Source organism: Solirhodobacter olei (assembly GCF_004010155.1).
In the GTDB taxonomy this organism is placed as follows: Bacteria; Pseudomonadota; Alphaproteobacteria; order Rhodobacterales; family Rhodobacteraceae; genus Solirhodobacter; species Solirhodobacter olei.
The window spans coordinates 13121-36220 of record NZ_RRYH01000003.1 but is presented as its reverse complement, the minus strand read 5'-3'; the positions used below and the strand labels follow the sequence as shown (position 1 = coordinate 36220).

The 23100-nt window shown below is 66.8% G+C and carries 20 protein-coding genes and 1 tRNA gene; 16 read left to right on the top strand and 5 right to left on the bottom strand.

Annotation, left to right across the window (positions count from 1 at the left end):
• Nucleotides 1–3: 3 nt before the first annotated feature.
• Together EIP85_RS02380 and EIP85_RS02375 are read right to left on the bottom strand one after the other, a co-directional pair.
• The gene (locus EIP85_RS02380) at nucleotides 4–1176 is read right to left on the bottom strand and encodes an AlbA family DNA-binding domain-containing protein (protein WP_127900550.1); all 1173 of its coding nucleotides are present in this window, start codon (nucleotides 1174–1176) and stop codon (nucleotides 4–6) included.
• 75 nt (nucleotides 1177–1251) lie between these two features.
• Nucleotides 1252–1737 carry a hypothetical protein gene (locus EIP85_RS02375; protein WP_127900549.1) on the bottom strand — a complete coding sequence of 162 codons (486 nt, stop codon included), beginning with the start codon at nucleotides 1735–1737 and terminating at the stop codon, nucleotides 1252–1254.
• Between the two features lie 79 nt (nucleotides 1738–1816).
• On the opposite strand from EIP85_RS02375, the gene EIP85_RS02370 reads away from it, so the two are divergent.
• The 5 genes from EIP85_RS02370 to EIP85_RS02350 all read left to right on the top strand — a co-directional run bounded on the left by EIP85_RS02370 (nucleotide 1817) and on the right by EIP85_RS02350 (nucleotide 6344).
• Entirely contained in the window at nucleotides 1817–2098 is a 282-nt protein-coding gene (locus EIP85_RS02370) for a helix-turn-helix domain-containing protein (protein ID WP_127900548.1), read from the top strand.
• A 114-nt stretch (nucleotides 2099–2212) separates the two neighbouring features.
• Nucleotides 2213–3340: a DNA-methyltransferase gene (locus EIP85_RS02365; RefSeq protein WP_127900547.1), complete on the top strand. Its 1128-nt coding sequence runs from the start codon at nucleotides 2213–2215 to the stop codon at nucleotides 3338–3340.
• On the top strand, nucleotides 3324–3974 hold the full coding sequence (locus EIP85_RS02360) for a hypothetical protein (protein ID WP_127900546.1): 651 nt from the start codon (nucleotides 3324–3326) through the stop codon (nucleotides 3972–3974). Before EIP85_RS02365 ends, EIP85_RS02360 begins: the two co-directional genes overlap by 17 nt.
• A complete protein-coding gene (locus tag EIP85_RS02355) occupies nucleotides 3967–4989 on the top strand; it encodes an McrB family protein (RefSeq protein WP_127900545.1) in 1023 nt (340 codons plus the stop codon). Before EIP85_RS02360 ends, EIP85_RS02355 begins: the two co-directional genes overlap by 8 nt.
• A gap of 2 nt (nucleotides 4990–4991) precedes the next feature.
• Complete coding sequence (locus EIP85_RS02350) at nucleotides 4992–6344, top strand: 5-methylcytosine restriction system specificity protein McrC (protein WP_127900544.1); 1353 nt, start codon at nucleotides 4992–4994, stop codon at nucleotides 6342–6344.
• 3 nt (nucleotides 6345–6347) lie between these two features.
• Here EIP85_RS02350 and EIP85_RS02345 read toward each other — a convergent pair.
• Together EIP85_RS02345 and EIP85_RS02340 are read right to left on the bottom strand one after the other, a co-directional pair.
• Nucleotides 6348–6432 (bottom strand) — tRNA-Leu (locus EIP85_RS02345).
• Between the two features lie 210 nt (nucleotides 6433–6642).
• Complete coding sequence (locus tag EIP85_RS02340; RefSeq protein ID WP_127900543.1) at nucleotides 6643–7170, bottom strand: tetratricopeptide repeat protein; 528 nt, start codon at nucleotides 7168–7170, stop codon at nucleotides 6643–6645.
• 183 nt (nucleotides 7171–7353) lie between these two features.
• On the opposite strand from EIP85_RS02340, the gene putA reads away from it, so the two are divergent.
• The 11 genes from putA to EIP85_RS02285 all read left to right on the top strand — a co-directional run bounded on the left by putA (nucleotide 7354) and on the right by EIP85_RS02285 (nucleotide 21820).
• Nucleotides 7354–10809: a bifunctional proline dehydrogenase/L-glutamate gamma-semialdehyde dehydrogenase PutA gene (putA, locus tag EIP85_RS02335; protein ID WP_127900542.1), complete on the top strand. Its 3456-nt coding sequence runs from the start codon at nucleotides 7354–7356 to the stop codon at nucleotides 10807–10809.
• A gap of 170 nt (nucleotides 10810–10979) precedes the next feature.
• On the top strand, nucleotides 10980–11357 hold the full coding sequence (locus EIP85_RS02330; RefSeq protein ID WP_127900850.1) for a MerR family transcriptional regulator: 378 nt from the start codon (nucleotides 10980–10982) through the stop codon (nucleotides 11355–11357).
• Nucleotides 11358–11368: 11 nt separating this feature from the next.
• The gene (locus EIP85_RS02325) at nucleotides 11369–13147 is read left to right on the top strand and encodes an acyl-CoA dehydrogenase C-terminal domain-containing protein (RefSeq protein WP_127900541.1); all 1779 of its coding nucleotides are present in this window, start codon (nucleotides 11369–11371) and stop codon (nucleotides 13145–13147) included.
• A gap of 27 nt (nucleotides 13148–13174) precedes the next feature.
• Entirely contained in the window at nucleotides 13175–13387 is a 213-nt protein-coding gene (locus EIP85_RS02320) for a hypothetical protein (protein ID WP_127900540.1), read from the top strand.
• 301 nt (nucleotides 13388–13688) lie between these two features.
• Nucleotides 13689–14324 (top strand): glutathione S-transferase family protein, encoded by a 636-nt coding sequence (locus EIP85_RS02315; RefSeq protein WP_127900539.1) that lies wholly within the window; start codon nucleotides 13689–13691, stop codon nucleotides 14322–14324.
• Nucleotides 14325–14334: 10 nt separating this feature from the next.
• Nucleotides 14335–15546 carry an acetyl-CoA C-acetyltransferase gene (locus tag EIP85_RS02310; protein WP_127900538.1) on the top strand — a complete coding sequence of 404 codons (1212 nt, stop codon included), beginning with the start codon at nucleotides 14335–14337 and terminating at the stop codon, nucleotides 15544–15546.
• 1 nt (nucleotide 15547) lies between these two features.
• Nucleotides 15548–16018, top strand: coding sequence for a cupin domain-containing protein (locus EIP85_RS02305; protein WP_127900537.1), 471 nt, complete (start codon nucleotides 15548–15550; stop codon nucleotides 16016–16018).
• Between the two features lie 88 nt (nucleotides 16019–16106).
• Nucleotides 16107–18305: a 3-hydroxyacyl-CoA dehydrogenase NAD-binding domain-containing protein gene (locus EIP85_RS02300; protein WP_127900536.1), complete on the top strand. Its 2199-nt coding sequence runs from the start codon at nucleotides 16107–16109 to the stop codon at nucleotides 18303–18305.
• Between the two features lie 163 nt (nucleotides 18306–18468).
• On the top strand, nucleotides 18469–19614 hold the full coding sequence (locus EIP85_RS02295; RefSeq protein WP_127900535.1) for an SPFH domain-containing protein: 1146 nt from the start codon (nucleotides 18469–18471) through the stop codon (nucleotides 19612–19614).
• 4 nt (nucleotides 19615–19618) lie between these two features.
• Complete coding sequence (locus EIP85_RS02290) at nucleotides 19619–20761, top strand: primosomal protein N' (replication factor Y) - superfamily II helicase (protein WP_127900534.1); 1143 nt, start codon at nucleotides 19619–19621, stop codon at nucleotides 20759–20761.
• Between the two features lie 111 nt (nucleotides 20762–20872).
• Complete coding sequence (locus EIP85_RS02285; RefSeq protein ID WP_127900533.1) at nucleotides 20873–21820, top strand: phosphoribosylaminoimidazolesuccinocarboxamide synthase; 948 nt, start codon at nucleotides 20873–20875, stop codon at nucleotides 21818–21820.
• A gap of 6 nt (nucleotides 21821–21826) precedes the next feature.
• On the opposite strand, the gene EIP85_RS02280 is transcribed toward EIP85_RS02285, so the two are convergent.
• Nucleotides 21827–23083 (bottom strand): NAD(P)/FAD-dependent oxidoreductase, encoded by a 1257-nt coding sequence (locus EIP85_RS02280; RefSeq protein ID WP_127900532.1) that lies wholly within the window; start codon nucleotides 23081–23083, stop codon nucleotides 21827–21829.
• Between the last annotated feature and the right edge of the window lie 17 nt (nucleotides 23084–23100).

The following is a 23100-nucleotide window of genomic DNA, read 5'->3' as shown; positions in this document are numbered from 1 at the left end:
TCGCTATGGGCCAGCCCACTTGCCCTCGCTGTTAAAATAGAAGCAGCGCTCGAAGTCGAACACGTTCCAAAGGAAATCCATCTGTTCGGCGACCACGTCCTGGTAGTCTTCATCATTCCGATATTCGGAAATTATCGACGCGGGCAAGTGCAGCTCCTCCCGTCCATACGTAGGCGGTGGGTTCAGTACTCTCATTGGATCTATGCCCAGCCCGACCCCATTCATCGCGAGAAATGACACCTGAAGTAGGATAGGCGATGAAGCATCAATTGCCCTAAGGCCCGTCATATAGGATCGGAGCGCCTGCATAATCCTTTCGGGCACTGCGACGGACGGCAGCAGCCTTCGACCATCCATCTCCGCAATCATACTGACGCTCGTCGCCTCGACGCTCCCATCTCGGAAGACTTGGGTGTAGCCGCGGCACACTGGGCCGCCGCGGTAGAGAAGGAATCCATCCAGGTTGACACGGGGGGTATACCCACTCGCACCGAGGGGAGCGAACGCCATGCTCTGCTGACGTAGCTCGGAAAGCTCATGGCGTCTTCCCGACCCAAAGTCCGGCAGCGGAACGAGATGCATGATCATGGCTCCGACTTCAACCGGAAGCGGCATGGCTCCGTCGTTCGCCTGAACACGAAGTAGCCGCTCTCTCATAAAGGTCTTGGCGCGCTCCTCAACACTTCGGAATTGCCCGAACAGCGTCCGCAGTTCTTCAAGCGACAATTCGTAGGTCCCTGAAGAGCTACGCGAATGGTACCGATTGCTGCCCTTGAAGATGATCCGATGCGGAGGATTATAGCTGCGCGGGATCTGGATAACGATCACATCGCCGACACCGGCTTGGATCCGTTTCATCCGAACGCCGACGATGGCCGGCTCAATGCCGGTTCGCACCACGCTCTCAAGACGAAGCAGCTCCTTGTCTACGTCAATGCCGACGATTGGCGTGACCGCCGACGCGGCTCCATCCACCTCATCGACACCTATTAGCAGGTGGCCTCCAAGCGCATTCGCGAATGCAGAAACGTCCTTGAGAAATTCCTTCTTGTCGCTGTCCGCCGAACCGTAGGGGTCGCGCTTAAACTCCAGATGAACCGATTCAGTTGCCCCAGCGCCTACGAGCGCCTGGATTGTGGCACTATCAATCTCGTCAAAGTTCTTCCCGAGCAGCATAACGTCGGCTCCTGCAGCAATGGGTCGATAGGGTCGGACTGAATGGTTAGCGGATTTTCTCTGCCGGGTGAACTGTCAGGGGTTCGATCGAAGCAAGTTATCTATGCCGGCCGTCAGGGCGGAAAGCGTCGTGTGACGGTAGATAACGTATTTGTCCCGTGTGGTGACGCGGAGGCTCGGCACGAGGGCAAATTTCGCGGCGCGCTCCGTTCCGATTGTGGGGATGTCACGCATAGGAAACACCCAACCGACGATCATAGTGAGCGTCATCGGGTCCATGACCACGCAGACGACGGCGCCGCGGCCGCCCTCGGCGAAGGTCGACCGCTGCACATCGAACTGGACGTTCCGCACAGGCCGGTCGAGCGAAAGGAACCACGACTTCACCTGCACCGGCAGCGCACGGCCGCTCTCCTTGTCCAGCACGACGAGGTCGACGCCGTGGTCGTCGGAGATCGGCGCGAACGGAGACAGCCTCCCGCCGGACTGCGCCATAAGTGCCGTCGCGACGTGAAGCTCGGCTATCCTGCCCCTCTGCGTGGAGGTAAGCCCCTCCGCCATGCCGCCGACTTATCCTATTTTGGGATAATCCGATTGCGGGACTACCGCTCTCCGCGTCCCCGGTCAACGGAACGCGCGGTTGTCGAAGAGCATTTACGACGAGGAGTATCGGCGGCTCATCGACGCCCTAAGGTCAGCGCGCCAGGGTGCGGGCCTGACCCAGCAGCAGGTCGCCGACCGGCTCGGGCGGCCGCAGTCGTTCGTGGCCAAGGTCGAGGGGTACGAGCGGCGGCTGGACGTGGTGGAGTTCCTGCACCTCTGCCGGGCCATTGGGATCGACGCTTCCGCGATGATCGACAAACTCAAGGTAGAGGCGGGCGGGAGGCCGCCCACACGAATGGGCGAAGCCCCCAAGATGTAGATTTTCACTCGACGAGCAACACATTATTAGGTAGTGTGTTCGAGAATCACTTTGGCGCACAACTCAAGCAATGCCCTTGCGAGGCGGCGTCGAACAGAACGGTCGGACACCACAATGAACTTAATTGCACCGCTCAGCTCGGACACGAAAACAGACCTGTCCAAAGATCCTTGCAATGAGAAACCACGTGTCCACGAGGGGCCGTTCACCCGAAAGCTACACGGAGATGCCAGAGAGGTTCCGCTGAGTGCTGGCGCCGCCGACATCGTGGTAACTTCACCTCCGTATTGGCTCAAGCGCGACTACGGGGTTGCCGGACAGATTGGGCAGGAAGCCACCCCAGACGAATACGTCGCCTCCATGATCGAGTGCATGGAGAACTGGCGGACCATCCTGCCCCCGTGGGGCTCGGTCTTCATGAACATCGGCGACACCTATCACAACGGCTCACTCGCCAACACACCCGGCCGCCTAGAGATCGCGGCCCAAGCGGCGGGTTGGACCGTTCGCAATCGCATCGTCTGGGTGAAGGACGCCGGCATGCCGGACCCGGCCAAGGATCGGCTCAAGAGCCGCCACGAATACATCATCCACTTCACACCGAAGCGTCGCGGCTACTATTATGACCAGTTTGGTTATGCCGAGAAATACGGTAACGGAACGGGGCCGAGCGACGTTTGGCAGATTGGGCTGCGTCGTGACATGAGCAAGCATCTCGCTCCGTACCCAACCGAGTTGGTGGACCGGGTGTTGACGCTTGCATGCCCTGTCGAGGTATGCACCTGCTGCGGCAAGCCCCGGGAAAGGATCGTCCGGCGGACTGCGCGCCTCGACCCCTCCCGGCCGCAGGCAAAGCGGGCGATGGAACTCGCAGCGGAGAAGGGTCTGACGCCGGAGCACATCGCGGCAGTGCAGGCTACGGGAATCTCGGACGCGGGCAAGGCCATGCTTGTCCAGACCGGAACCGGCCGGAACTCGGCTGTGGTGAAGGCGCTTGCAGCAGAGGCCAAGGCCGCGCTTGGGGGTTACTTCCGCGAGTTCACCTTTGCCAAGCGCGAGACGGTTGGATGGACCGACTGCGGGTGCGACGCGCCGTTTCGCCCCGGAATCGTCCTTGATCCGTTCATGGGCACGGGCACAACCCTACGTGCCGCAAGGGATATCGGCAGAAGCGCCATTGGTGTAGACCTCGCTCAGAAGAGCGAATCGATGAGGTCTACGAAGCGTGGCGGAGCCAAGTGAGCCGAGCACTTACGTCTTCACGAGGGATGCTGTCCTTCGCTCCATCCGCTTGCTTGAGACTTGCAAGATTCATGAGCACTTCCCCGGCTACCTGGCAATTCTGCGCGGGTTGAAGTCGGCAGAGCCGGGGGAGCCCGTGAGATCCAAGGCAATTTGGGACCTGCACAACAGGTACCTAAGCGTCGCCGACGAGAACAAGCAATCCGTCTACGTCCGCCCCTTTGCTTCACGCGGTAGCCGAGGCCTTGAGCTCTTCAACCCAAATGTCGCCGGGTCGTATGGCGCGAGTTCGATACGTGCGCGTGGCAAACTATCGGAGGTCATCGAGGTAGAGGGGGAGGGAGCGAGCGCAACGTATAGGCTGAAGGACGAGCACGCGAAGCTCGCCAGACGGTTTCTCTTGAAGGGGAAGGTGCCCGTCGGGGCCCTCGCCGCCTTCTTCTACCGCGACTACGGATTCCGCCTAGACGCCCGCGAAGTGTCACGGGTGATAGATCTGTTTCGCTACGAGTTCGGGTTGAGCGAGGCCGATCCCGAGGAGAGGAAGGTGTTCGACACCCTATTTGCCGACGATGCGGACAGCTTCACGCCCGAAGACCTGGAAATGCTTCAAGGGGGGCAAGCGGATGGATAGCCTGACATCTGACAAGGTCCGACCAATGTCTTTGGAGGATCTCGGACTGGACATTCATCCGCCTGCCACTCTTGAACGGATTTTGGACGAAGACGGAGAGACGGCTTCGGACGTCGACGCCGAGCGGGAGGACCAAACTGACCCACTCCCGGAAACCGACGAGATGCTGATCGAGGTCCGTGCGGCCCTCGCCATGGGCTTCGCCGGCGTGATCCTGTCGGGACCGCCTGGGACGGGCAAGAGCTGGTACGCGAAGCGACTTGCCAGCGCGATCGCCGGCGACCTGGACGCAGTCCGAACCGTGCAGTTCCACACATCCTACCAGTACGAGGACTTCATGCTCGGTTTCGCGCCGCGCGATGGAGGGGGTTTCCATCTACAGAAGAAGACTTTCGCCCTGCTCTGTGACGACGCAGCCGAGCGGCCCGATGTGCTGCACGTCCTGCTGATTGATGAGATTAGCCGATGCGACGTGGCAAGGGTCTTCGGCGAGGCATTGACATACCTGGAGATGGACAAGAGGGGTCAACGGTTCACCGTGGCATCTGGCGGGACGATGGCGGTGCCGAAGAACCTGATCGTACTTGCCACAATGAACCCCTGGGATAAGGGCGTCGATGAGTTGGACGTGGCGCTCGAACGGCGGTTCGCCCAGATCGACGTGCCGCCCAGCGCCGCGAAGCTGCGCGACCTCCTGATTGAGGGCGGCGCGGCGCCCGATTTGATCGACAGGGTGGTTGCCTTCTTCGACTCTGTCCAGCGGGAGAGCGACGAAATGGTCCGCCTAGGCCACGCCTACTTCATCACCTGTCTGGATGAGGCCAGCGCCCGTCGCTGTTGGGAGTACAGGCTCCTGCCCTTCTTCAAGAAAGCGTGCCGCCTTGACAGTGCCCTACTAGACAGGATCAGCAAGTCGTGGGCGCGGTCGTTTCCCGCCGACGTTGCCCCGATTCCACCAGATGGGACCGATAGCGCGGAGCCTGAACTTGGGCCGGTCAGCGCCGAAGGCAACTGACGATGGCAGGCAGTGGCGCCCTGGAGGCCGCATTCAGGGGCCGCGGCCTAGCGGCGTCCGGCGGGATCGCCCGCATTGCCATCCCTGCGATCGAGCACGAAACCGTTGCGCTTCCGTCCGAACTCGTCCGCGATGACGGCTCGCTCGACCTTTACGAGGACGTGCTCAACAGGTTCCGGCCAACCTATCAGAGGAATCGACCGTCGATCCAGTGCTCCGGCTGGGTGGGCTACATTCCACTAAATGACTCGTACGCTCTTGAGGTATCGACGCGTGTCCCGGTGGGAAATCTGGAACGGCTGGTCGGGATGGCCGCCGGATACACGCCGGCAGTCCTGCGCAAGTACTCTCGACTATTCAGTGACTCCGAGGATCGGCCTGAGGCTCTCGTTGACCTGCTCGCGGACCAGCTCCTCGGTGCGTTCGACAGGATCTGGTCCGGCGGACTGCTGCAAAGCTATGGCCGGGTGGTCAACTCGGGCTCAACGCCGAGCGGTCGCATCATGCCGTTCGAAACCGAGTGGAAGTCCGCCAAGGTCGGACGGCCCACCGCTGTATCAACGGCCTTCCGTCGCACGCCAGACTTCGGCCCAAACAGGCTGCTCCGCCACGCTTTCGAGAAACTTCTGGCCCGCTACCTTGGCCTGTCGGAGCCGACACAGAGGTTGCGCACGCAGAGGCTTCGCGCGGCCATTGCGAGGTTAGAGGGGGTCGGACGCGCCTCCCCATCCGAGCTGACGACCCAGGCGATCGCCCAGTATGTCACACGGCTACCCTACCATCACGAGGCCTACGCTGACGCGCTCCTCGTCGCTCATCTGGTGGTCTACGACCTCGGTCTCTCAATACGCCAGGCTGGCGGCGTCGCCATCCTGCCGTCAATCCTAATAGACATGGCTCTGGTCTTCGAGGCCTACGTGCGCCGAGTCCTCGCCGAGGGGCTGGCCGACGACCCATCTTTGGAGGTCAAGGACGGAAACAGGGCAGGCGACGGGGGAGCGAAGCTTGCGCTGTACGATCCACTTGCCGTCGGAACGAACAATCCCGCCGTAACACCTGATATCGTGATTGAGAGGGATGGGACGCCGGTGCTGGTCATTGACACGAAGTACAAGCCGGCGCCGAGAATGCCCGATCGTGGGGACGTCAATCAGGTCGTCGTATATGGCATAAGATACTCGGCCGATCGGATCATGCTATTGCACGCCGGCCGTCCCGAAGGGCGCGACCAAGCAGAGTTTTGCGGCGAAATTGGCGGCTTCAAGGTCTTCAACGGAATGATCGACCTGGATGCAGTACCCATCGAGGATGAAGAGAGGGCGTTCGTCGCGGCGGTGCGCGCGCTGCTCCCGTAAGTTTGGTGGCCCCTTCCGGGGTCGAACCGGAACGCCTTGCGGCCAGGCATTTTAAGTGCCTTGCGTCTACCAATTCCGCCAAGGGGCCGGCCTTCGCCCTCTATCAGGCCGGGCGGAGCCCATCAACATCTCTGTGCCGGGCCTCATCCGGGCCGCGGAAACTCGATACAACCCTAACGCGCTGACAACAATGCGCTTCCCGGTCGGCACATCGGGATTTTAAGTCCCCTGTGTCTACCATTCCACCACGCGGGCCCGAGCGGCGCCGGCGGACCATAGCGGCGGGTCGCGGCGGGGGCTAGGGCTTCTTGGCCGAAGGGCCCGTCAGAAGCCGCCGCTCCGGCAGCCAGGGGTCGAGTTGCACCGCACGGCGCAGCACCTGCTGGCCCTCCGCCGTCCGCCCTATCCGCATCAGCACCAGCGCCTTGCCCGCGAGCGCCCCGAGATGGTCGGGCGCCACCGCAAGCACGTGGTTGGCGTCGGCCAGCGCGGCCTTGTTCTCGGAGGCGAGGAACTCGACGAAAGAGCGCTGGTTGTAGGCCTCGGTGAAGTCGGGGCAGTCGGCGATCAGTCCGGTCAGCGTGTCGCGCGCGGCGGCGAGATCGCCCTGGTCGCGCTGCGCCGTGGCCGCGTTCAGAAGCGCCTGGGCACGGACGTCGGGCGCGCGCATCTGGTTCATCCAGAACGCCGTCATCAGGGCCGAGGCCGCTTTCTGCGTCTTGGCCGCCTGCATGTCGGCGATGATCGCGGCGCGCTCGGGCGCCTTGTCCGGCCCCTTGGGGCAGGTCTGCGCCATCGCCGGCGCGGCAAGAAGGGCGAGAAGCATTGGAACCCGCATCGGCCCAGCATGGCGTATCCGTCCGCGAAATCAAGCGGGCCGCGCGCGGTCTCGTAGGCCATTCGGCCTGTTCCGGGCTGATTCTTGGCCGATCCGGATAGCCCAAAGCCATACTTTGGCCGATCAGATCCGCCGTGGCCGGATATGATGTGCCATTCGCGGAGAATCGACATGACCGAGCATTCGAAAGACGCCCTCGCCCGGATCGAGGCCCAGACCCTGGCCCCCGAGGGCCCGCTTCTCGAACGGCTGATCGCCCAGGCGGCGCTTGCCCCCGACACGCGGGACCGGATCGTGACCGCAGGCGCGGCGCTGGTCCGGCGTATCCGCGCCAGCGTGAAGCCCGGCCTCATGGAGGTCTTCCTGGCCGAATACGGTCTGTCAACCGAGGAGGGGATCGCGCTGATGTGCCTCGCCGAGGCGCTCCTCCGCGTGCCCGATGCCGAGACCATGGATGCGCTGATCGAGGACAAGATCGCGCCCTCCGACTGGGGCCGCCACCTCGGGCGCTCCGCCTCCTCGCTGGTCAATGCCTCGACCTGGGCGCTGATGCTGACCGGCAAGGTGCTGGACGAGCGCGAGCCGGGCATCGTCGGCCACCTGCGCGGGGCGGTGAAGCGGCTGGGCGAGCCGGTGATCCGCACCGCGGTCGGCCGCGCGATGAAGGAGATGGGGCGGCAGTTCGTCCTTGGCGAGACCATCGGCGCGGCGATGGAGCGCGCCCGGGGGCTGGAGGCCAAGGGCTACACCTATTCCTACGACATGCTGGGAGAGGCTGCGCGCACCGAGGCCGATGCCCGGCGCTATCACCTCGCCTATTCCAAGGCGATCGGTGCCATCGCCGGGGCCTGCACCTCGCGCGATATCCGCGAAAACCCGGGCATCTCGGTAAAGCTCTCGGCGCTTCACCCGCGCTACGAGGTCGCCAAGCGCGAACGGGTGATGGCGGAGCTGGTGCCGCGGGTGCGCGCGCTGGCCGGGCTCGCCAAGGCCGCGGGTCTGGGCTTCAACATCGACGCGGAGGAAGCCGACCGGCTGGCGCTGTCGCTCGAGGTGATCGAGGCGGTGCTGGCCGATCCCTCGCTGAAGGGCTGGGACGGGTTCGGCGTGGTGGTGCAGGCCTATGGCCGCCGCGCGGGGCCGGTGCTCGACTTCCTGCATGACCTCGCCGAACGCTATGACAGGCGGATCATGGTGCGCCTCGTCAAGGGCGCCTACTGGGATGCCGAGGTGAAGCGGGCGCAGGTGCTGGGGCTGGAGAGCTTCCCGGTCTTCACCCGCAAGGCCGCGACCGATGTCAGCTACATCGCCAATGCCCGCAAGCTCTTGGGGATGACGGACCGGATCTATCCGCAATTCGCCACCCACAACGCCCATACCGTCGCCGCGATCCTCGAGATGGCCACCGACAAGACCGCCTTCGAGTTCCAGCGCCTGCACGGGATGGGCGAGCGGCTTCACGATCTGGTCCATGCCGATGAGGGCACCCGCTGCCGGATCTACGCGCCGGTGGGCGCGCATCGGGACCTTCTGGCCTATCTCGTCCGCCGGCTGCTGGAGAACGGGGCGAACAGTTCCTTCGTCAACCAGATCGTCGACGAGGACGTCCCGCCCGAGGTCGTGGCCGCCTGTCCGTTCACGGCTGTCGAGGCCGTCCTGCCCGAGCCGGCCAACCCGGCGATCCGGCGCGGGCCGGATCTTTACGGCACACGGGCCAACTCGCGCGGCTGGGACCTGACCGGGGCAGACGATCTTGCCGCGATCGAGGCGGCGCGCGGCCCAAGCCATCGCGAGCTTTTCCACGCCGCCCCGATGGTCGTGGGCGGCGCCAAGGGCGCGGCGGCGGAGCCGGTCGCCAACCCGGCCCGGCCCGAGGACCGCGTCGGCATGATCGCCAATGCCACCCCGGCGGAGGTCGAGGCGGCGCTGGCCGGGGCCAGGACCTGGGACGCGCCCGCGGCCGAGCGCGCGCAGGCGCTGCGTCGAGCGGCGGAGCTTTACGAGGCGGAATACGGCGCGATCTTCGCCCTGCTCGCGCGCGAGGCTGGCAAGGCGCTGCCCGACGCGGTCAGCGAGCTGCGCGAGGCGGCCGATTTCCTGCGCTTCTATGCCGACGGGGCCGAGAAGCTGACGGCCGGCCCGCGCGGTACCTTCGCCTGCATCAGCCCGTGGAATTTCCCGCTGGCGATCTTCACCGGGCAGGTGGCGGCGGCGCTCGCGGCCGGCAACGCGGTGATTGCCAAGCCCGCTGAACAGACCCCGCTGATCGCCGCTCTTGCGGTGCGGCTTCTCCACCAGGCGGGCGTGCCGGAGGCCACGCTGCAGTTCCTGCCGGGCGACGGCGCCACGGTGGGCGCGGCGGTGACGGGCGATCCACGGATCGCGGGCGTGGCCTTCACCGGCTCGACCGAAACCGCCAAGGCGATCCGCCGGTCGATGGCCGAAACCGGCAACGCCACCGCGCCGCTGATCGCAGAGACCGGCGGGCTGAACGCGATGATCGTCGATTCCACCGCCCTGCCGGAGCAGGCGATACGCGACATCCTCGCCTCCGCCTTCCAGTCCGCAGGCCAGCGCTGCTCGGCGCTGCGCTGCCTCTACGTGCAGGAGGACGTGGCCGGCACCATCTCCGAGATGCTCTTCGGCGCGATGGAGGAGCTGGCGCTCGGCGATCCCTGGGATCTCTCCACCGACGTCGGCCCGGTCATCGATGCCGAGGCCGCGGGGCAGATCGCCGATTACATCGCCAAGGCGCGGGCCGAGGGCCGGGTGCTGAAGGAACTCTCCGCCCCCGCCGCCGGCCATTTCATCGCCCCCACCGTGCTTCGCGTCTCGGGTATCGCCGAGATGGAGCGCGAGGTCTTCGGACCGGTCCTGCATCTCGCCACCTTCAAGGCGCAGGAGATCGACGCGGTGATCGACGCCGTGAACGCCACGGGCTACGGCCTGACCTTCGGGCTGCATACGCGGATCGACGACCGGGTGCAGCAGGTGGTCGACCGGCTGCGCTGCGGCAACACCTACGTCAACCGCAACCAGATCGGCGCCGTCGTCGGCTCGCAGCCCTTCGGGGGCGAGGGGCTCTCTGGCACCGGGCCGAAGGCGGGCGGGCCGGAGTATCTGACCCGCTTCGTGCTGGGGGCCGGCGCGGAAGGCGGCGCTTGGGAACGCGAGGCCGACCCAGCCCGTGCGCAGGCCGCGCTGGATGCCGCCCCCCTTCCCAAGGGCGCCTCGCGGGTGATCGACCTGCCGGGGCCGACGGGCGAGTCGAACCGGCTCTCGCTCTTCCCCCGCGCGCCGGTGCTCTGCCTCGGCCCGGGGGCGGAGGCGGCGGCGCGGCAGGTCGCGGCGGTGCAGGCCGTGGGTGGCGTCGGCGTCGCGGCCGAAGGCACCTTGGCGCCGGAGGCCCTGGTCAGGCTTCGAGGCTTCTCGCAGGCCCTCTGGTGGGGCGGTGCAGAGGAGGCGCGGGCCTTTGCGCGGGCCCTCGCCCGCCGCGACGGGCCGATCCTGCCGCTTGTCACCGAGGCCCCCGATCCGGGCCGGGTACTGGTGGAGCGGCACGTCTGCATCGACACCACAGCGTCGGGCGGGAATGCACAGCTTCTGGCGGCGGTCGGCGGGCCCTGAGCGCCGCCGCCCGCCGTCGCGGCCCCCTCTGCCCGTGCGACGTTCGTGACGCGACGTTCCTCTGACGTTTGCGTAAAGCACCCTTGTTTCCGCGTCCCGTCCGGCCAAGTTGTCTGCCAAACCCACCGTGACGGGATGCGAACGTGCAACAAACGACCACGGAAGAGCTGATGACGATCCGCGAGATGAGCGAGGCCTTCGAGGTCACGCCGCGGGCGCTGCGCTTCTATGAATCCAAGGCGCTTCTGGCGCCGTACCGAACGGGCCAGAAGCGGCTTTACACCAAGCGCGACCGCGGCCGGCTGAAGCTGATCCTGCGCGGCAAGCGCTTCGGGCTGAGCCTGGAGGAGATCCGCGAGATCCTCGACCTCTACGACCGCGGCAGCCGCAACGAGGCCCAGCTGAAGCGCGGCTGCGAGATCGGCCGCAAGCGGCTGGCGCAGCTTGAAAGCCAGCGCGCCGAGCTCGACGAGACCATCGCGGAGCTGAGGGTGGAGCTCGCCTGGTTCGAAGACCAGTCCGCCCGCCACCGCCCCGCCGCCAAATAAGGGAAGAGACCATGCCCGGCTACACCGCGCCCACGCGAGACGTCGCCTTTCTTCTGCACGAGGTGCTGAAGGTCAGCGAAAGCCCGGTGCCGGGCTATGGCGAACTTGACCCCGAGACCACCGGCGCGATCCTCGAGGAGGCCGGCAAGCTCGCCTCCGAGGTGCTGGCGCCGCTGAACGCCGTGGGCGACCGCGAGGGCTGCCGGTTCGAGAATGGCGTCGTCCGCACCCCCACCGGCTTTGCCGAGGCCTTCCAGGCGGTGAAGGACGGCGGCTGGAACGGCCTCGACCTGCCGGAGGAATTCGGCGGCGCGGGCCTGCCCTATCTGATGGGCACGGCGGTGGGGGAGTTCTTCGTCTCCTCCAACATGGCCTTCAACATGTACCAGGGCCTGACCCATGGCGCGATCGCGGCGATCCTCGCCCATGGCTCGGAAGGGCAGAAAGCCACCTACCTTCCGAAGATGGTCTCGCTCGACTGGACCGGCACGATGAACCTGACGGAGCCGCATTGCGGCACCGACCTGGGCCTCATTCGCACCAAGGCGGAGCCGCAGGACGACGGCAGCTACCTCATCACCGGCCAGAAGATCTTCATCTCGGCCGGCGAGCATGACCTGGCGGAGAACATCATCCACCTCGTCCTCGCCAAGGCGCCGGGCGGCGGCGAGGGGACGCGGGGCATCTCTCTCTTCATCGTGCCGAAGTTCCTGGTGAACGAGGACGGCTCGCTCGGGGCGCGCAACGCGGTCGCGGCCGGGAAGATCGAAGAGAAGATGGGCATTCATGGCAATGCCACCTGCGTGATGAACTATGACGGCGCGACCGGCTACCTTGTCGGCGAGCTGCACAAGGGCATGCGCAACATGTTCACCATGATGAACGAGGCGCGGCTGGGCGTCGGCCTGCAGGGCTACGCCGTGGCCGAGGCCGCCTACCAGGCCTCGCTCGCCTATGCCAAGGACCGCCAGCAGGGCCGCGCGGTGCCGAAGCCCGCAGCACCGGAAAGCCCGGCCGATCCGCTGATCGTGCACCCCGACATCCGTCGCGCGCTGATGGACCAGAAGAGCTTCGTCGAGGGCGCCCGCGCGCTGACCCTCTGGGGCGCCGAGCTGATCGACCGCGCCCATCGCACCGGCGACGCGGAGGCCGAGGCGATGATCTCGCTCCTCACCCCGGTCATCAAGGGCTTCCAGACCGACCGCGGCTTCGACATGGCCGTCGTCGCCCAGCAGATCTGGGGTGGGCACGGCTATATCGAGGAACAGGGCATGAGCCAGTTCGTGCGCGATGCCCGGATCGCGATGATCTACGAGGGCGCGAACGGCATCCAGGCGCTCGACCTCGTCGGCCGCAAGCTCGCGGCGGATGGCGGCAAGCCGATCATGGCCTTCTTCGAGATGGTCAAGGGTTTCATCAAGGAAAACGCCGGGGACGAGGCGCTCGCCCGCGACTTCCTGGAGCCGCTGAAGCGCGCCTCGAAAGACCTGCAGGCGGCGGCGATGTTCTTCATGCAGCATGGGATGAAGGATCCGAGCGCCGCGCTCGCCGGCGCCACCGATTTCCTGCACCTCTTCGGCCATACCTGCCTGGGACTGATGTGGGCGCGGATGGCCAAGGCCTCAACGGCGGCCCTGGCCGCCGGGGCAGAGGACGCGGGCTTCCACGAAACCAAGCTCGCCACCGGGCGCTACTACATGGCGCGCCAGCTTCCGGCCACCGCGCTGCACCTCGCGCGGATCGAGAGCGGATCGGCGCCGGTGATGGCGCTCGCCCCCGAGGCGTTCTAGGCTCCCGGCATCGAGAGGGAGGACGAGATGCCGAAACGCCTGCGCTTCACCCGCCGCTTCCCGGTGATGCTGACCGAAGACGCCTACCGCAAGCTGCGCGCCTTCTCGGCCGAGGCCGGCATCACCCAGGACGAGGCGCTGGTGTTCCTGTTCGAGAATTTCGCCTCCGTCACCGACGAGGAGACGCTGGGCCACCGGCTGCGGCTTTTCCTGGCGGAGCTGGAGGCGCGGAAGAAATGAGTGGAGACGGCGCATATGGTCAAAACAAGATTTGGCAAGCGGCACACCAACTGCTTGATCACCGGCGTCTAGCCGCTGGCTTGGCGGAGACCTACTACGAATGCCTAGTCCATGTGATCGAAAGCGATGTTCCATCAAGCGTTTGGTCCGAGTTGCAGGAGTTGAAGGCCGACCTTTCAAGGTACTCCCCCACACGCCACCATGGCGCTGCTGAGGTTAGCGCCGGCCGTATGTCAGCTGCAAAGACCAGGATGCATCGCCACCGAATTCTGGATTGGGCTGTCCTGATGGGAGAAGATCAATGACCGCGAAACTCTACTGCTTCGGCGAAAGCGGCAATGCCTACAAGGCGGCGCTGACCCTGCAGCTGGCAGGCTATGACTGGGAGCCGGTCTATGTCGACTTCTTCAACGGCGGGACGCGCACGCCGGACTTCCGCGCGCTCAACGAGATGGGCGAGGTTCCGGTCTTCGTCGAGGGCGACCTCATCCTCGCCCAGTCTGGCGTGATCCAGGATTACGTGGCCGGGCAGACGGGCAAGCTCTACGGCCGGGACGCGGCTGAGCGGCGCGAGGTCCTGCGCTGGCTCTTCTGGGACAATCACAAGATGTCCAGCCAGGCCGGCACGCTGCGCTTCCTGATGAACTTCCTGCCCGAGGCAAAGCGCCCGCAGGAGGCGATCGCCTGGCTCTCGGGCCGGATGCAGGCGGCGCTGAAGACGCTCGACGGGCATCTCGACGGCCGGGACTGGATGGTGGGCCCGGGCCCGACGCTGGCCGACTGCGCCTGCTGTTCCTATCTCTACTATCCGGAGCCCTTCGGGTTCTCCCGCGCCGACTGGCCCCATATCGCCGCCTGGCTTGACCGCATCGCGGCCCTGCCCGGCTGGAAACACCCCTATGAGTTGATGCCCGGCAATCCCTCCGACCGGGCCTGAGGAGGATCCCATGGCAGACGCCTTCATATATGACGCCATCCGCACCCCGCGCGGCAAGGACCGGCCCGACGGCAGCCTTCAGGAGGTGACCTCGGTCGCGCTCTCGGCCCGGGTCCTGAACGAGGTGAAGACCCGCAACGGCCTCGAAGGCGCCGCGGTGGAGGATGTGATCTGGGGCAACGTCACCCAGGTCGGCGAACAGGGCGGCTGCCTTGCGCGCTCGGCGGTGCTGCTCTCCGACCTCGACGAGACGATCCCGGGCCTGTCGATCAACCGGTTCTGCGCCTCCGGCATGGAGGCGGTGAACCTTGCTGCCAACCAGGTGAAGGGCGGCGCGGGCGCGGGGTATATCGCCGGGGGCGTGGAGATGATGGGCCGCGTCGCCATGGGCTCGGACGGGGCCGCGATCGCGGTGGACCCGAGCCTTGCGATGAAGACCTATTTCGTGCCGCAGGGGATCTCTGCCGACATCATCGCCACCGAATACGGGTTCTCGCGCGACGACTGCGACGCCTTTGCCGTCGAAAGCCAGAGGCGCGCGGCGGCGGCCTGGGCCGAGGGGCGCTTTGCCCGCTCGGTGATGACGGTGCGGGACCAGAACGGCCTGCCGATCCTCGAGCGCGACGAATACATGCGCCCCGGCACCGACATGCAGGCGCTCGGCGCGCTGAAGCCCTCCTTCAAGGAGATGGGCGAGATCATGCCCGGCTTCGACAAGCTCGCGGTGATGAAATACCCGCATCTCGAGAAGATCGAACATGTCCACCACGCCGGCAATTCCTCCGGCATCGTCGACGGCGCGGCGGCCCTGCTGATCGGCAATGCCGAGTTCGGCAAGGCCCATGGCCTGAAGCCCCGCGCGCGGATCCGCGCCACGGCGAAGATCGGCACCGATCCCACGATCATGCTGACCGGCCCGGTCCCCGTCACCGAGAAGATCCTGCGCGAGGCGGGCATGTCGACCTCCGACATCGACCTTTTCGAGGTGAATGAGGCCTTTGCCGCCGTCGTCCTGCGCTTCCTGCAGGCCTTCGATGCCGATCCGGCCAAGGTCAACGTCAACGGCGGCGCCATCGCCATGGGCCATCCGCTGGGCGCGACCGGGGCGATCATCATCGGCACGCTGCTGGACGAGCTGGAGCGCACCGGCAAGGGCACGGGGCTTGCCACGCTCTGCATCGCCTCCGGCATGGGGGCCGCCACGATCATCGAGAGGGTCTGACATGGGCGTCATCGACCAGTCCAGATGCCCGGTGAAGACCGGCTCTATCTACCCCGAGCCCTATGCCGCCGAGGTGGCCGGCCGCTCCTCGCTCCGCCTCGGCGATGCGGGTGGGTTGACCCAGTTCGGCGCCAATCTCGTGATCCTGCAGCCCGGCGCAAAATCCTCGCTCCGCCACTGGCACCTGAAGGAGGACGAGTTCGTCATGGTGACCGAGGGCGAATGCGTCCTTGTCCAGGACGAGGGCGAGACCGTGATGCGCCCCGGCGATTGCGCCGCCTTCCCGGCAGGCGATCCGAACGGGCACCACTTCCTCAACCGCACCGATCGCGAGGCCCGCTTCCTTGTCGTCGGCACCCGCGCGCAGGGCGAGGTCGCGACCTATTCCGATGTCGACCTCATGGTCCACATGGAAGGCGGTGGCCCCCGCTTCACCTACAAGGACGGCAGCGACTGGAAGGGTCCGCGGTGACCGACCCCGCCTTCATCATGGCCGAAATTTCCTCGGGGGTCCGGGGGCAGACAGCCCCCGGCTTCCCGCCCGATCCCGGAGGACCGAAATGACCGATTTCACCTATGCCGTCGATGCCGAGGGCGTCGCCACCATCACCTGGGACGTGCCCGGGAAATCCATGAACGTCATGTCGCTCGAAGGCTTCGACGCGCTGGAGGCGCTGATCGACCGCGGCCTCGGCGATGCGGAGGTCAAGGGGATCGTCATCACCTCGGCCAAGAAGGACTTTGCCGGGGGGATGGACCTCAACGTCGTGGCAAGGATGAAGGAGGCCGCGGGCGATGCCCCGGCGCAGGGCCTTTTCGACGGGCTGATGCGGATCCATCACCTTCTGCGGAAGATCGAGCGCGCGGGGATGGACCCGAAGACGCTGAAAGGGGGAAAACCCGTCGCCGCCGCCCTGCCCGGCACAGCGGTGGGGATCGGGCTGGAGATCCCGCTGGCCTGCCACCGGATCTTCGCGGCCGACAATCCCAAGGCCAAGATCGGCCTGCCTGAGATCCTCGTCGGCATCTTCCCCGGCTCCGGCGGCACAACGCGGCTGGTGCGCAAGCTGGGCCCCATCGCCGCGGCGCCGGTGCTGCTGGAGGGCAAGCTTTCGAACCCCAAGGCCGCCAAGGCCATGGGCCTGATCGACGAGGTGGCGGAGGATCCCGTCGCCGCCGCCAAGGCCTGGATCCTGCAGGCCAAGGAAGCGGACCTGGTGAAGCCCTGGGACCAGAAAGGGTTCAAGATCCCCGGCGGCGCGCCATATACGCCGGGCGGGTTCATGAATTTCCTCGGCGCCAATGCGATGGTGATGGGCCGGACGATGGGCGTCTACCCCGCCGCAAGGGCGCTCCTTTCCGCCGTCTACGAAGGCGCGCTGGTGCCTTTCGACGTGGCGATCCGGATCGAGGCGCGCTGGTTCACGCAGGTTCTGATGAACCCCTCTTCCGGCGCGATGATCCGCTCGCTCTTCCTCAACAAGGAGGCGCTGGAGAAGGGCGCGGTGCGGCCGAAGGGCGTGCCCGACCAGACGGTGACGAAGCTCGGCGTGCTCGGCGCGGGGATGATGGGGGCGGGCATCGCCTATGTCTCCGCCCGCGCAGGGATCGAGGTGGTGCTGATCGACTCCGCGCAGGAGGCGGCCGAGCGCGGCAAGGCCCATTCCGCCGGGCTGATGGATAAGGCGATCTCGCGCCGCAAGGCCACCGAGGCGCAGAAGGAAGAGCTTCTGGCCCGCATCACGCCCACGACCGACTATGCAGCACTCAAGGGCTGCGACCTGATCGTGGAGGCCGTTTTCGAGGACCCGAAGGTGAAGGCCGAGGTGACCGCAAAGACCGAGGCTGCCATCGGCGCCGATTGCATCTTCGCCACCAACACCTCCACCCTGCCGATCAGCGAGCTTGCCAAGGCATTCTCGCGGCCCGGCGATTTCATCGGCATCCACTTCTTCTCGCCCGTCGACAGGATGATGCTGGTGGAGATCATCAAGGGCGCAGAGACCGGCGACCGGGCGGTGGCCAAGGCGCTCGACTTCGTGCGCCAGATCCGCAAGACCCCGATCGTGGTGAACGACGCCCGCTTCTTCTACGCCAACCGCTGCATCATCCCCTATATCAACGAGGGTATCCGCATGGTGGCCGAGGGCATCGCGCCGCCGTTGATCGAGAATGCGGCGAAGCTGGTAGGCATGCCGCTCGGGCCGCTGCAGCTGGTTGACGAAACCTCGATCGACCTCGGCGTGAAGATCGCGAAGGCGACCAAGGCGGCGATGGGCGCGGGCTACCCCGACGGCGCGGTGGACGAGGTGCTGTTCTGGATGGCCGACCAGGGCCGGATGGGCCGCAAGGCCAAGGCCGGGTTCTACGCCTATGACGACGCAGGCAAGCGGGAGGGCCTGTGGGACGGGCTTTCCGCCCGCTTCGCCGAAGCCGAGGCGCAGCCGGACCTGCACGAGGTTCAGCACCGCCTGCTCTTCGTTCAGGTGCTGGAGGCGGTCCGCGCGCTGGAGACGGGCGTGCTGACCGATATCCGCGAGGGCGACGTGGGCGCGATCCTCGGCTGGGGCTTCGCGCCCTGGTCGGGCGGCCCGTTCTCCTGGCTCGACATCCTGGGCGCGGGGAAGGCGGTTGAGATCTGCCGCGGGCTGGAGGCCGCGCACGGCCCCCGCTTCGCGGCGCCGAAGCTGCTCGTGGAGATGGCGGAGAAGGGCGAGAGCTTCTACGGCCGCTTCGCGCCAGAGGCAAAGGCGGCCTGACCCAGGGGCAGGATCAAGGGGCACAGGCGCGTCACGAGCGCGTGGGATCGGCCCCGGAGGCACCGCCCCGGGCGCCGATCCGCTTGCATCCGCGCCCGCCCCGCCGCAGGTTTGAGCCGGGCGCGCAGATGCAGGCCGCCCCGGCGTTGGAAAGGATAGCAGCATGGCCCTCTTCAACTTCCTCGGCGGCGAGTTCATCGACGTCATCGCCTGGACCGATGACACCCGCGACACGATGGTGTGGCGGTTCGAGCGGCGCGGCAACGCGATCAAGTACGGCGCCAAGCTGACGGTGCGCGAGGGCCAGTCGGCGGTCTTCGTGAACGAGGGCCAGCTGGCCGATGTCTTCACCCCCGGTCTCTACATGCTGGAGACCAACAACATGCCGATCCTGACCACGCTGCAGCACTGGGATCACGGCTTCCAGTCGCCCTTCAAGGCCGAGGTCTATTTCGTCAACACAACGCGGTTCAACGACCTCAAATGGGGCACCAAGAATCCGATCATCTGCCGCGACCCCGAATTCGGCCCAGTGCGCATCCGCGCCTATGGCACCTATGCGATGCGCGTGGCCGACCCCGGGAAGTTCCTGAAGGAGGTCGTGGGCACCGACGGCGAATTTACGGCAGATGAAATATCCGACCAGATCCGCAATGTGATCGTGCAGGAATTCAGCCAGACCATGGCAAAATCGAACATTCCGGTGCTCGACATGGCGGCGAACACCGGGGACCTCGGAAAGATCGTCGCCGCGGCTATCGCGCCCACCGTCGCGAACTACGGGCTGGTCCTGCCGGAGTTCTACATCGAGAACGTGTCGCTGCCCGAGGAGGTGGAGAAGGTTCTGGACAAGCGCACCTCTGTGGGGCTGGCCGGGGATCTGTCCAAATACACCCAGTTCTCGGCGGCGGAGGCGATGAACAACCCGCAGTCGGGCGCCGGCGCCGCGATGGCGACGGGGATGGGCGCCGGGATGGGCGTCGGGATGGCGCAGCAGATGGTGGCAGGCCCTTGGGGCGCCGTCCCGCAGGCGGCGCAGCCCGCTTATGCCGCCCCGCCGCCCCCGCCTCCGCCGCCGGTCGAGAAGGTCTGGCACATTGCCGAGAACGGCGAGACCACGGGCCCGTTCAGCCGCGCCACGCTTGGCCGGATGGCGATGGAGGGCGGGCTGACACGCGCGACCCTGGTCTGGACCCCGGGCCTCGACGGCTGGACTCAGGCGGGCGAGATCACCGAGCTGGCGCAGCTTTTCACCGTGATGCCGCCGCCCCCGCCGCCTCCGGCACCGCCCACCGCCTCGGGGTCGTGACCCCATGGCCGAGGCCGGGGCGGGCGCATCGGCGGGCGCCGATATCCATTACAAATGCGAGGCTTGCGGCGCGGAGCTGAGGTTCGCGCCGGGGCAGACCTCGCTTGTCTGCGACCATTGCGGGCACGTGCAGTCGATTGCCGGCGCCGGCAACCTTGCCCCCGATACGATCGCCGAGCTCGACTATCTCAGCGCGGTCGCCGAGGCCGTGCCCTCCGCCGCGCTCGAGACGGTGCAGAACGTCACCTGCCCCTCCTGTGGCGCGGCCTTCACGCTGCCGCCGGACGTGCATTCCTCCGAATGCCCGTTCTGCGCCACGCCCGTCGTTGCCGGCACCGGGGCCACGCGGCGCTTCAAGCCGCAGGGGGTGATCCCTTTCGCCCTTGGCGAGGCAGAGGCGCGGAAGGCCATGACGGACTGGCTGGGCCGGCTTTGGTTCGCTCCCTCGGGCCTGCAGGAATACGCCCGCAAGGGCCGCGCGCTCACGGGCATCTACGTCCCCTACTGGACCTTCGACGCCGAAACCGTGTCAGCCTACCAGGGCGAGCGCGGCGAGGTCTGGTACGAGACCCGCACCGTCACAGTGAACGTCAATGGCCGGATGGAGCAGCGAACGGAGCAGGTTCCCCATGTCGCCTGGTACCCGGCGGCGGGTACGGTCGGGCGGCGGTTCGACGACGTGCTGGTGATGGCCTCCAAGGGCCTGCCGCAACGTTACCTTGACGCGCTGGAGCCCTGGACGCTGGCGGAGCTTCGGGACTATTCGCCGGACTACCTCGCGGGCTTCCAGTCCGAGGGCTACACCGTCGGCCTGCAGGACGGCCATGCCGAGGCGCGGGCGCGGATGGACCAGGTGATCGAGGCCGACGTGCGGCGCGACATCGGCGGCGACCAGCAGCGGATTATCTCCATCGATACGCAGGCTTCCGGCGAGACCTTCAAGCATATCCTGCTGCCGGTCTGGATGGCGGCCTACAAGTACGGCGGAAAGAGCTACCGCTTCGTCGTCAACGGCCAGTCCGGCCGGGTGCAGGGAGAGCGGCCCTGGTCGGCCTGGAAGATCGCGGGCGCCGTGGTGGTGGCGCTGATCGCCGCCGGGGCGCTGGCCTATTACTACCAGTTCTGGCAGCAGACCCACGGCTACTGAGCCGCTTTTGCGGTCACGGCCCGCACCGGCCGGCCCCGCGGGCCCCGGTCCCGGTTGACTCCGCGGCCCCGGCGGCGGATGAGACGCGCGAGCCCTGCGGACGGAGGCCCCATGCGCATCCTGGAAAAAGCCGTCATCCCGGAACTGCCGAATCCCTATTTCGGCAAGGTGCGGGACAATTACGACCTGCCGGACGGACGCCGGCTGATCATCTCCTCCGACCGGCTGTCGGCCTTCGACCGGATCCTCTGCTCGGTGCCCTACAAGGGCCAGGTGCTGACCCAGGTCGCCCGCTTCTGGTTCGAGGCGACGGGCGACATCTGCCCCAACCACGTGCTCGGCTATCCCGATCCGAACGTCGTGCTGGGCCAGAGGCTGGAGATCCTGCCGGTGGAGATGGTGGTGCGCGGCTATCTGGCCGGGACCACGGGCACCTCGATCCTGACGCTTTACAGGAAGGGCCAGCGCGAGATGTACGGCCACCGCCTGCCGGGTGGCCTGCGCGACAACGCGGCGCTGCCCACGCCGATCATCACGCCGACCTCCAAGGCCTTCGACGGCGGCCATGACGAGCCGCTGACGGCGGCGCAGATCGTGGCCGAGGGGCTGCTGACCCAGGCGCAATGGGATCAGGTCGCGGATTATTCGCTGCGCCTCTTCGCGCGCGGGCAGGAGATGGCGCGGGAGCGCGGGCTGATCCTCGTCGACACCAAGTACGAATTCGGCCTGGACCGCGACGGCCGGATCCTGCTGGCGGACGAGATCCACACCCCGGATTCCTCGCGCTACTGGATCGCTGAGGGCTACGAGGCGGCGCTCGCCTCCGGTACCCGCCCACCGTCGTTCGACAAGGACGTGATCCGCGCCTGGGTGGCGGAGCGCTGCGATCCCTATCGCGACCCCGTGCCCGAGATCCCGGCCGAGATGATCGAGAAGACCAGCCGCGTCTATACCGAGGCATACGAGCGGATCACCGGCACGCCCTTCGTCCCCGATCTGTCGGGCGAGACGGTGCTGGACCGCGTCCGCGCCAACCTCGCGCCCTATTTCACCGCCTGAGCGGTCTCAAAGGCTGCGCGCCAACTGCGCCGCCGCGAAGGCAGAGGCGTAGAACGCCTCCCGCAATGCCCGGCCGGCGACCGGCTTCGGCTCGGTCAGGGGCAGCGGCAGTTCCGCCGGCCCGCCGGTGAGAAGCGCGGCGACGGCCCGGCCGAAGACGGTGCCCGTGGTGATGCCGCGCCCTGAATAACCCATCGGCGTGTAAAGCCCCTCGGCCAGCCGGTGGATCTTCGGGAAATGGTCCGGCGTCATGGCGATGCGGCCGTGCCAGGGGGCTTCGAACCGCACAGGGCCAAGCTCGGGGTAAAGCCGCGCCAGGCGCCGCCGCGCCCAGCGCTCGGAGAGCGCGGAGACCGACCCCATCGAGCCGAGGATCAGCCGCCCCGCCGCGTCCCGCCGGAACGAGAACATGATCGGCGCGGTGTCCCAGAGGCCCTGCCGCTCCGGCAGGATGTGGGAAACGCGGCTGCCCAGCGGCTCCGTCGCGATCTGGAAGAAGTTCAGCGGCGTGAAGCTGCGGGAAAGCCCGGGCCAGAGCGCGCCGCTGTAGGCGTTGGTCGCCAGCACCACGTAGCGCGCGGTGACCGTGCCCGAGGGGGTGCGGATCCGCCAGCCCTCACCCGCCCGCTCCAGCGACAGGGCCGGGGTGCCGGTGCTGATCTCCGCCCCCGCCGCCCGTGCCGCGCGGGCGAGGCCGCGGGCATAGCCCATCGGGTTGATCGTCCCTGCCCGCCGGTCGAGAAGGCCGCCGTAGAAGGCCGCGCTTCCGGTCCGCGCCCGGGTTTCTTCGCGCGAAAGCAGATCCACGGGGGCGCCGAGCGCCTTCCAGCCCTCTGCCCTGCGCGCAAGATCCTCGTAGCCCTTCGTCGAATGGGCGGCGTGGATGGTGCCCGTCCGCGTCGGCTCGCAGCGGATCTGGTGCTTTTCGATCAGATCGAAGACATAGGCTGGCGCGGCGCCGAGGAAGTCCAGCAGCGCCCGTCCCTCGGCTTGGCCCATATGCGACAGCACCTCGGCCGGCGGCACCCAGAGCCCGGCGTTGACGAGGCCAACGTTGCGGCCCGAGCCGCCGAAGCCGATCTTCTCGGCCTCCAGCACCTGCACGCCCATGCCCGCGGCTGCGGCATGAAGTGCTGTCGAAAGCCCGGTGAAGCCCCCGCCGACGATGGCGAGATCGGTGGTCCGGTCGCCGCCCAGCGGCGCGTCGGTCTCTGCCTCTTCCGCAGATGCGTCCCAGAGAGAGAACCTTGCCACGCCGCTCATCGTCATCCCCTTGCCTT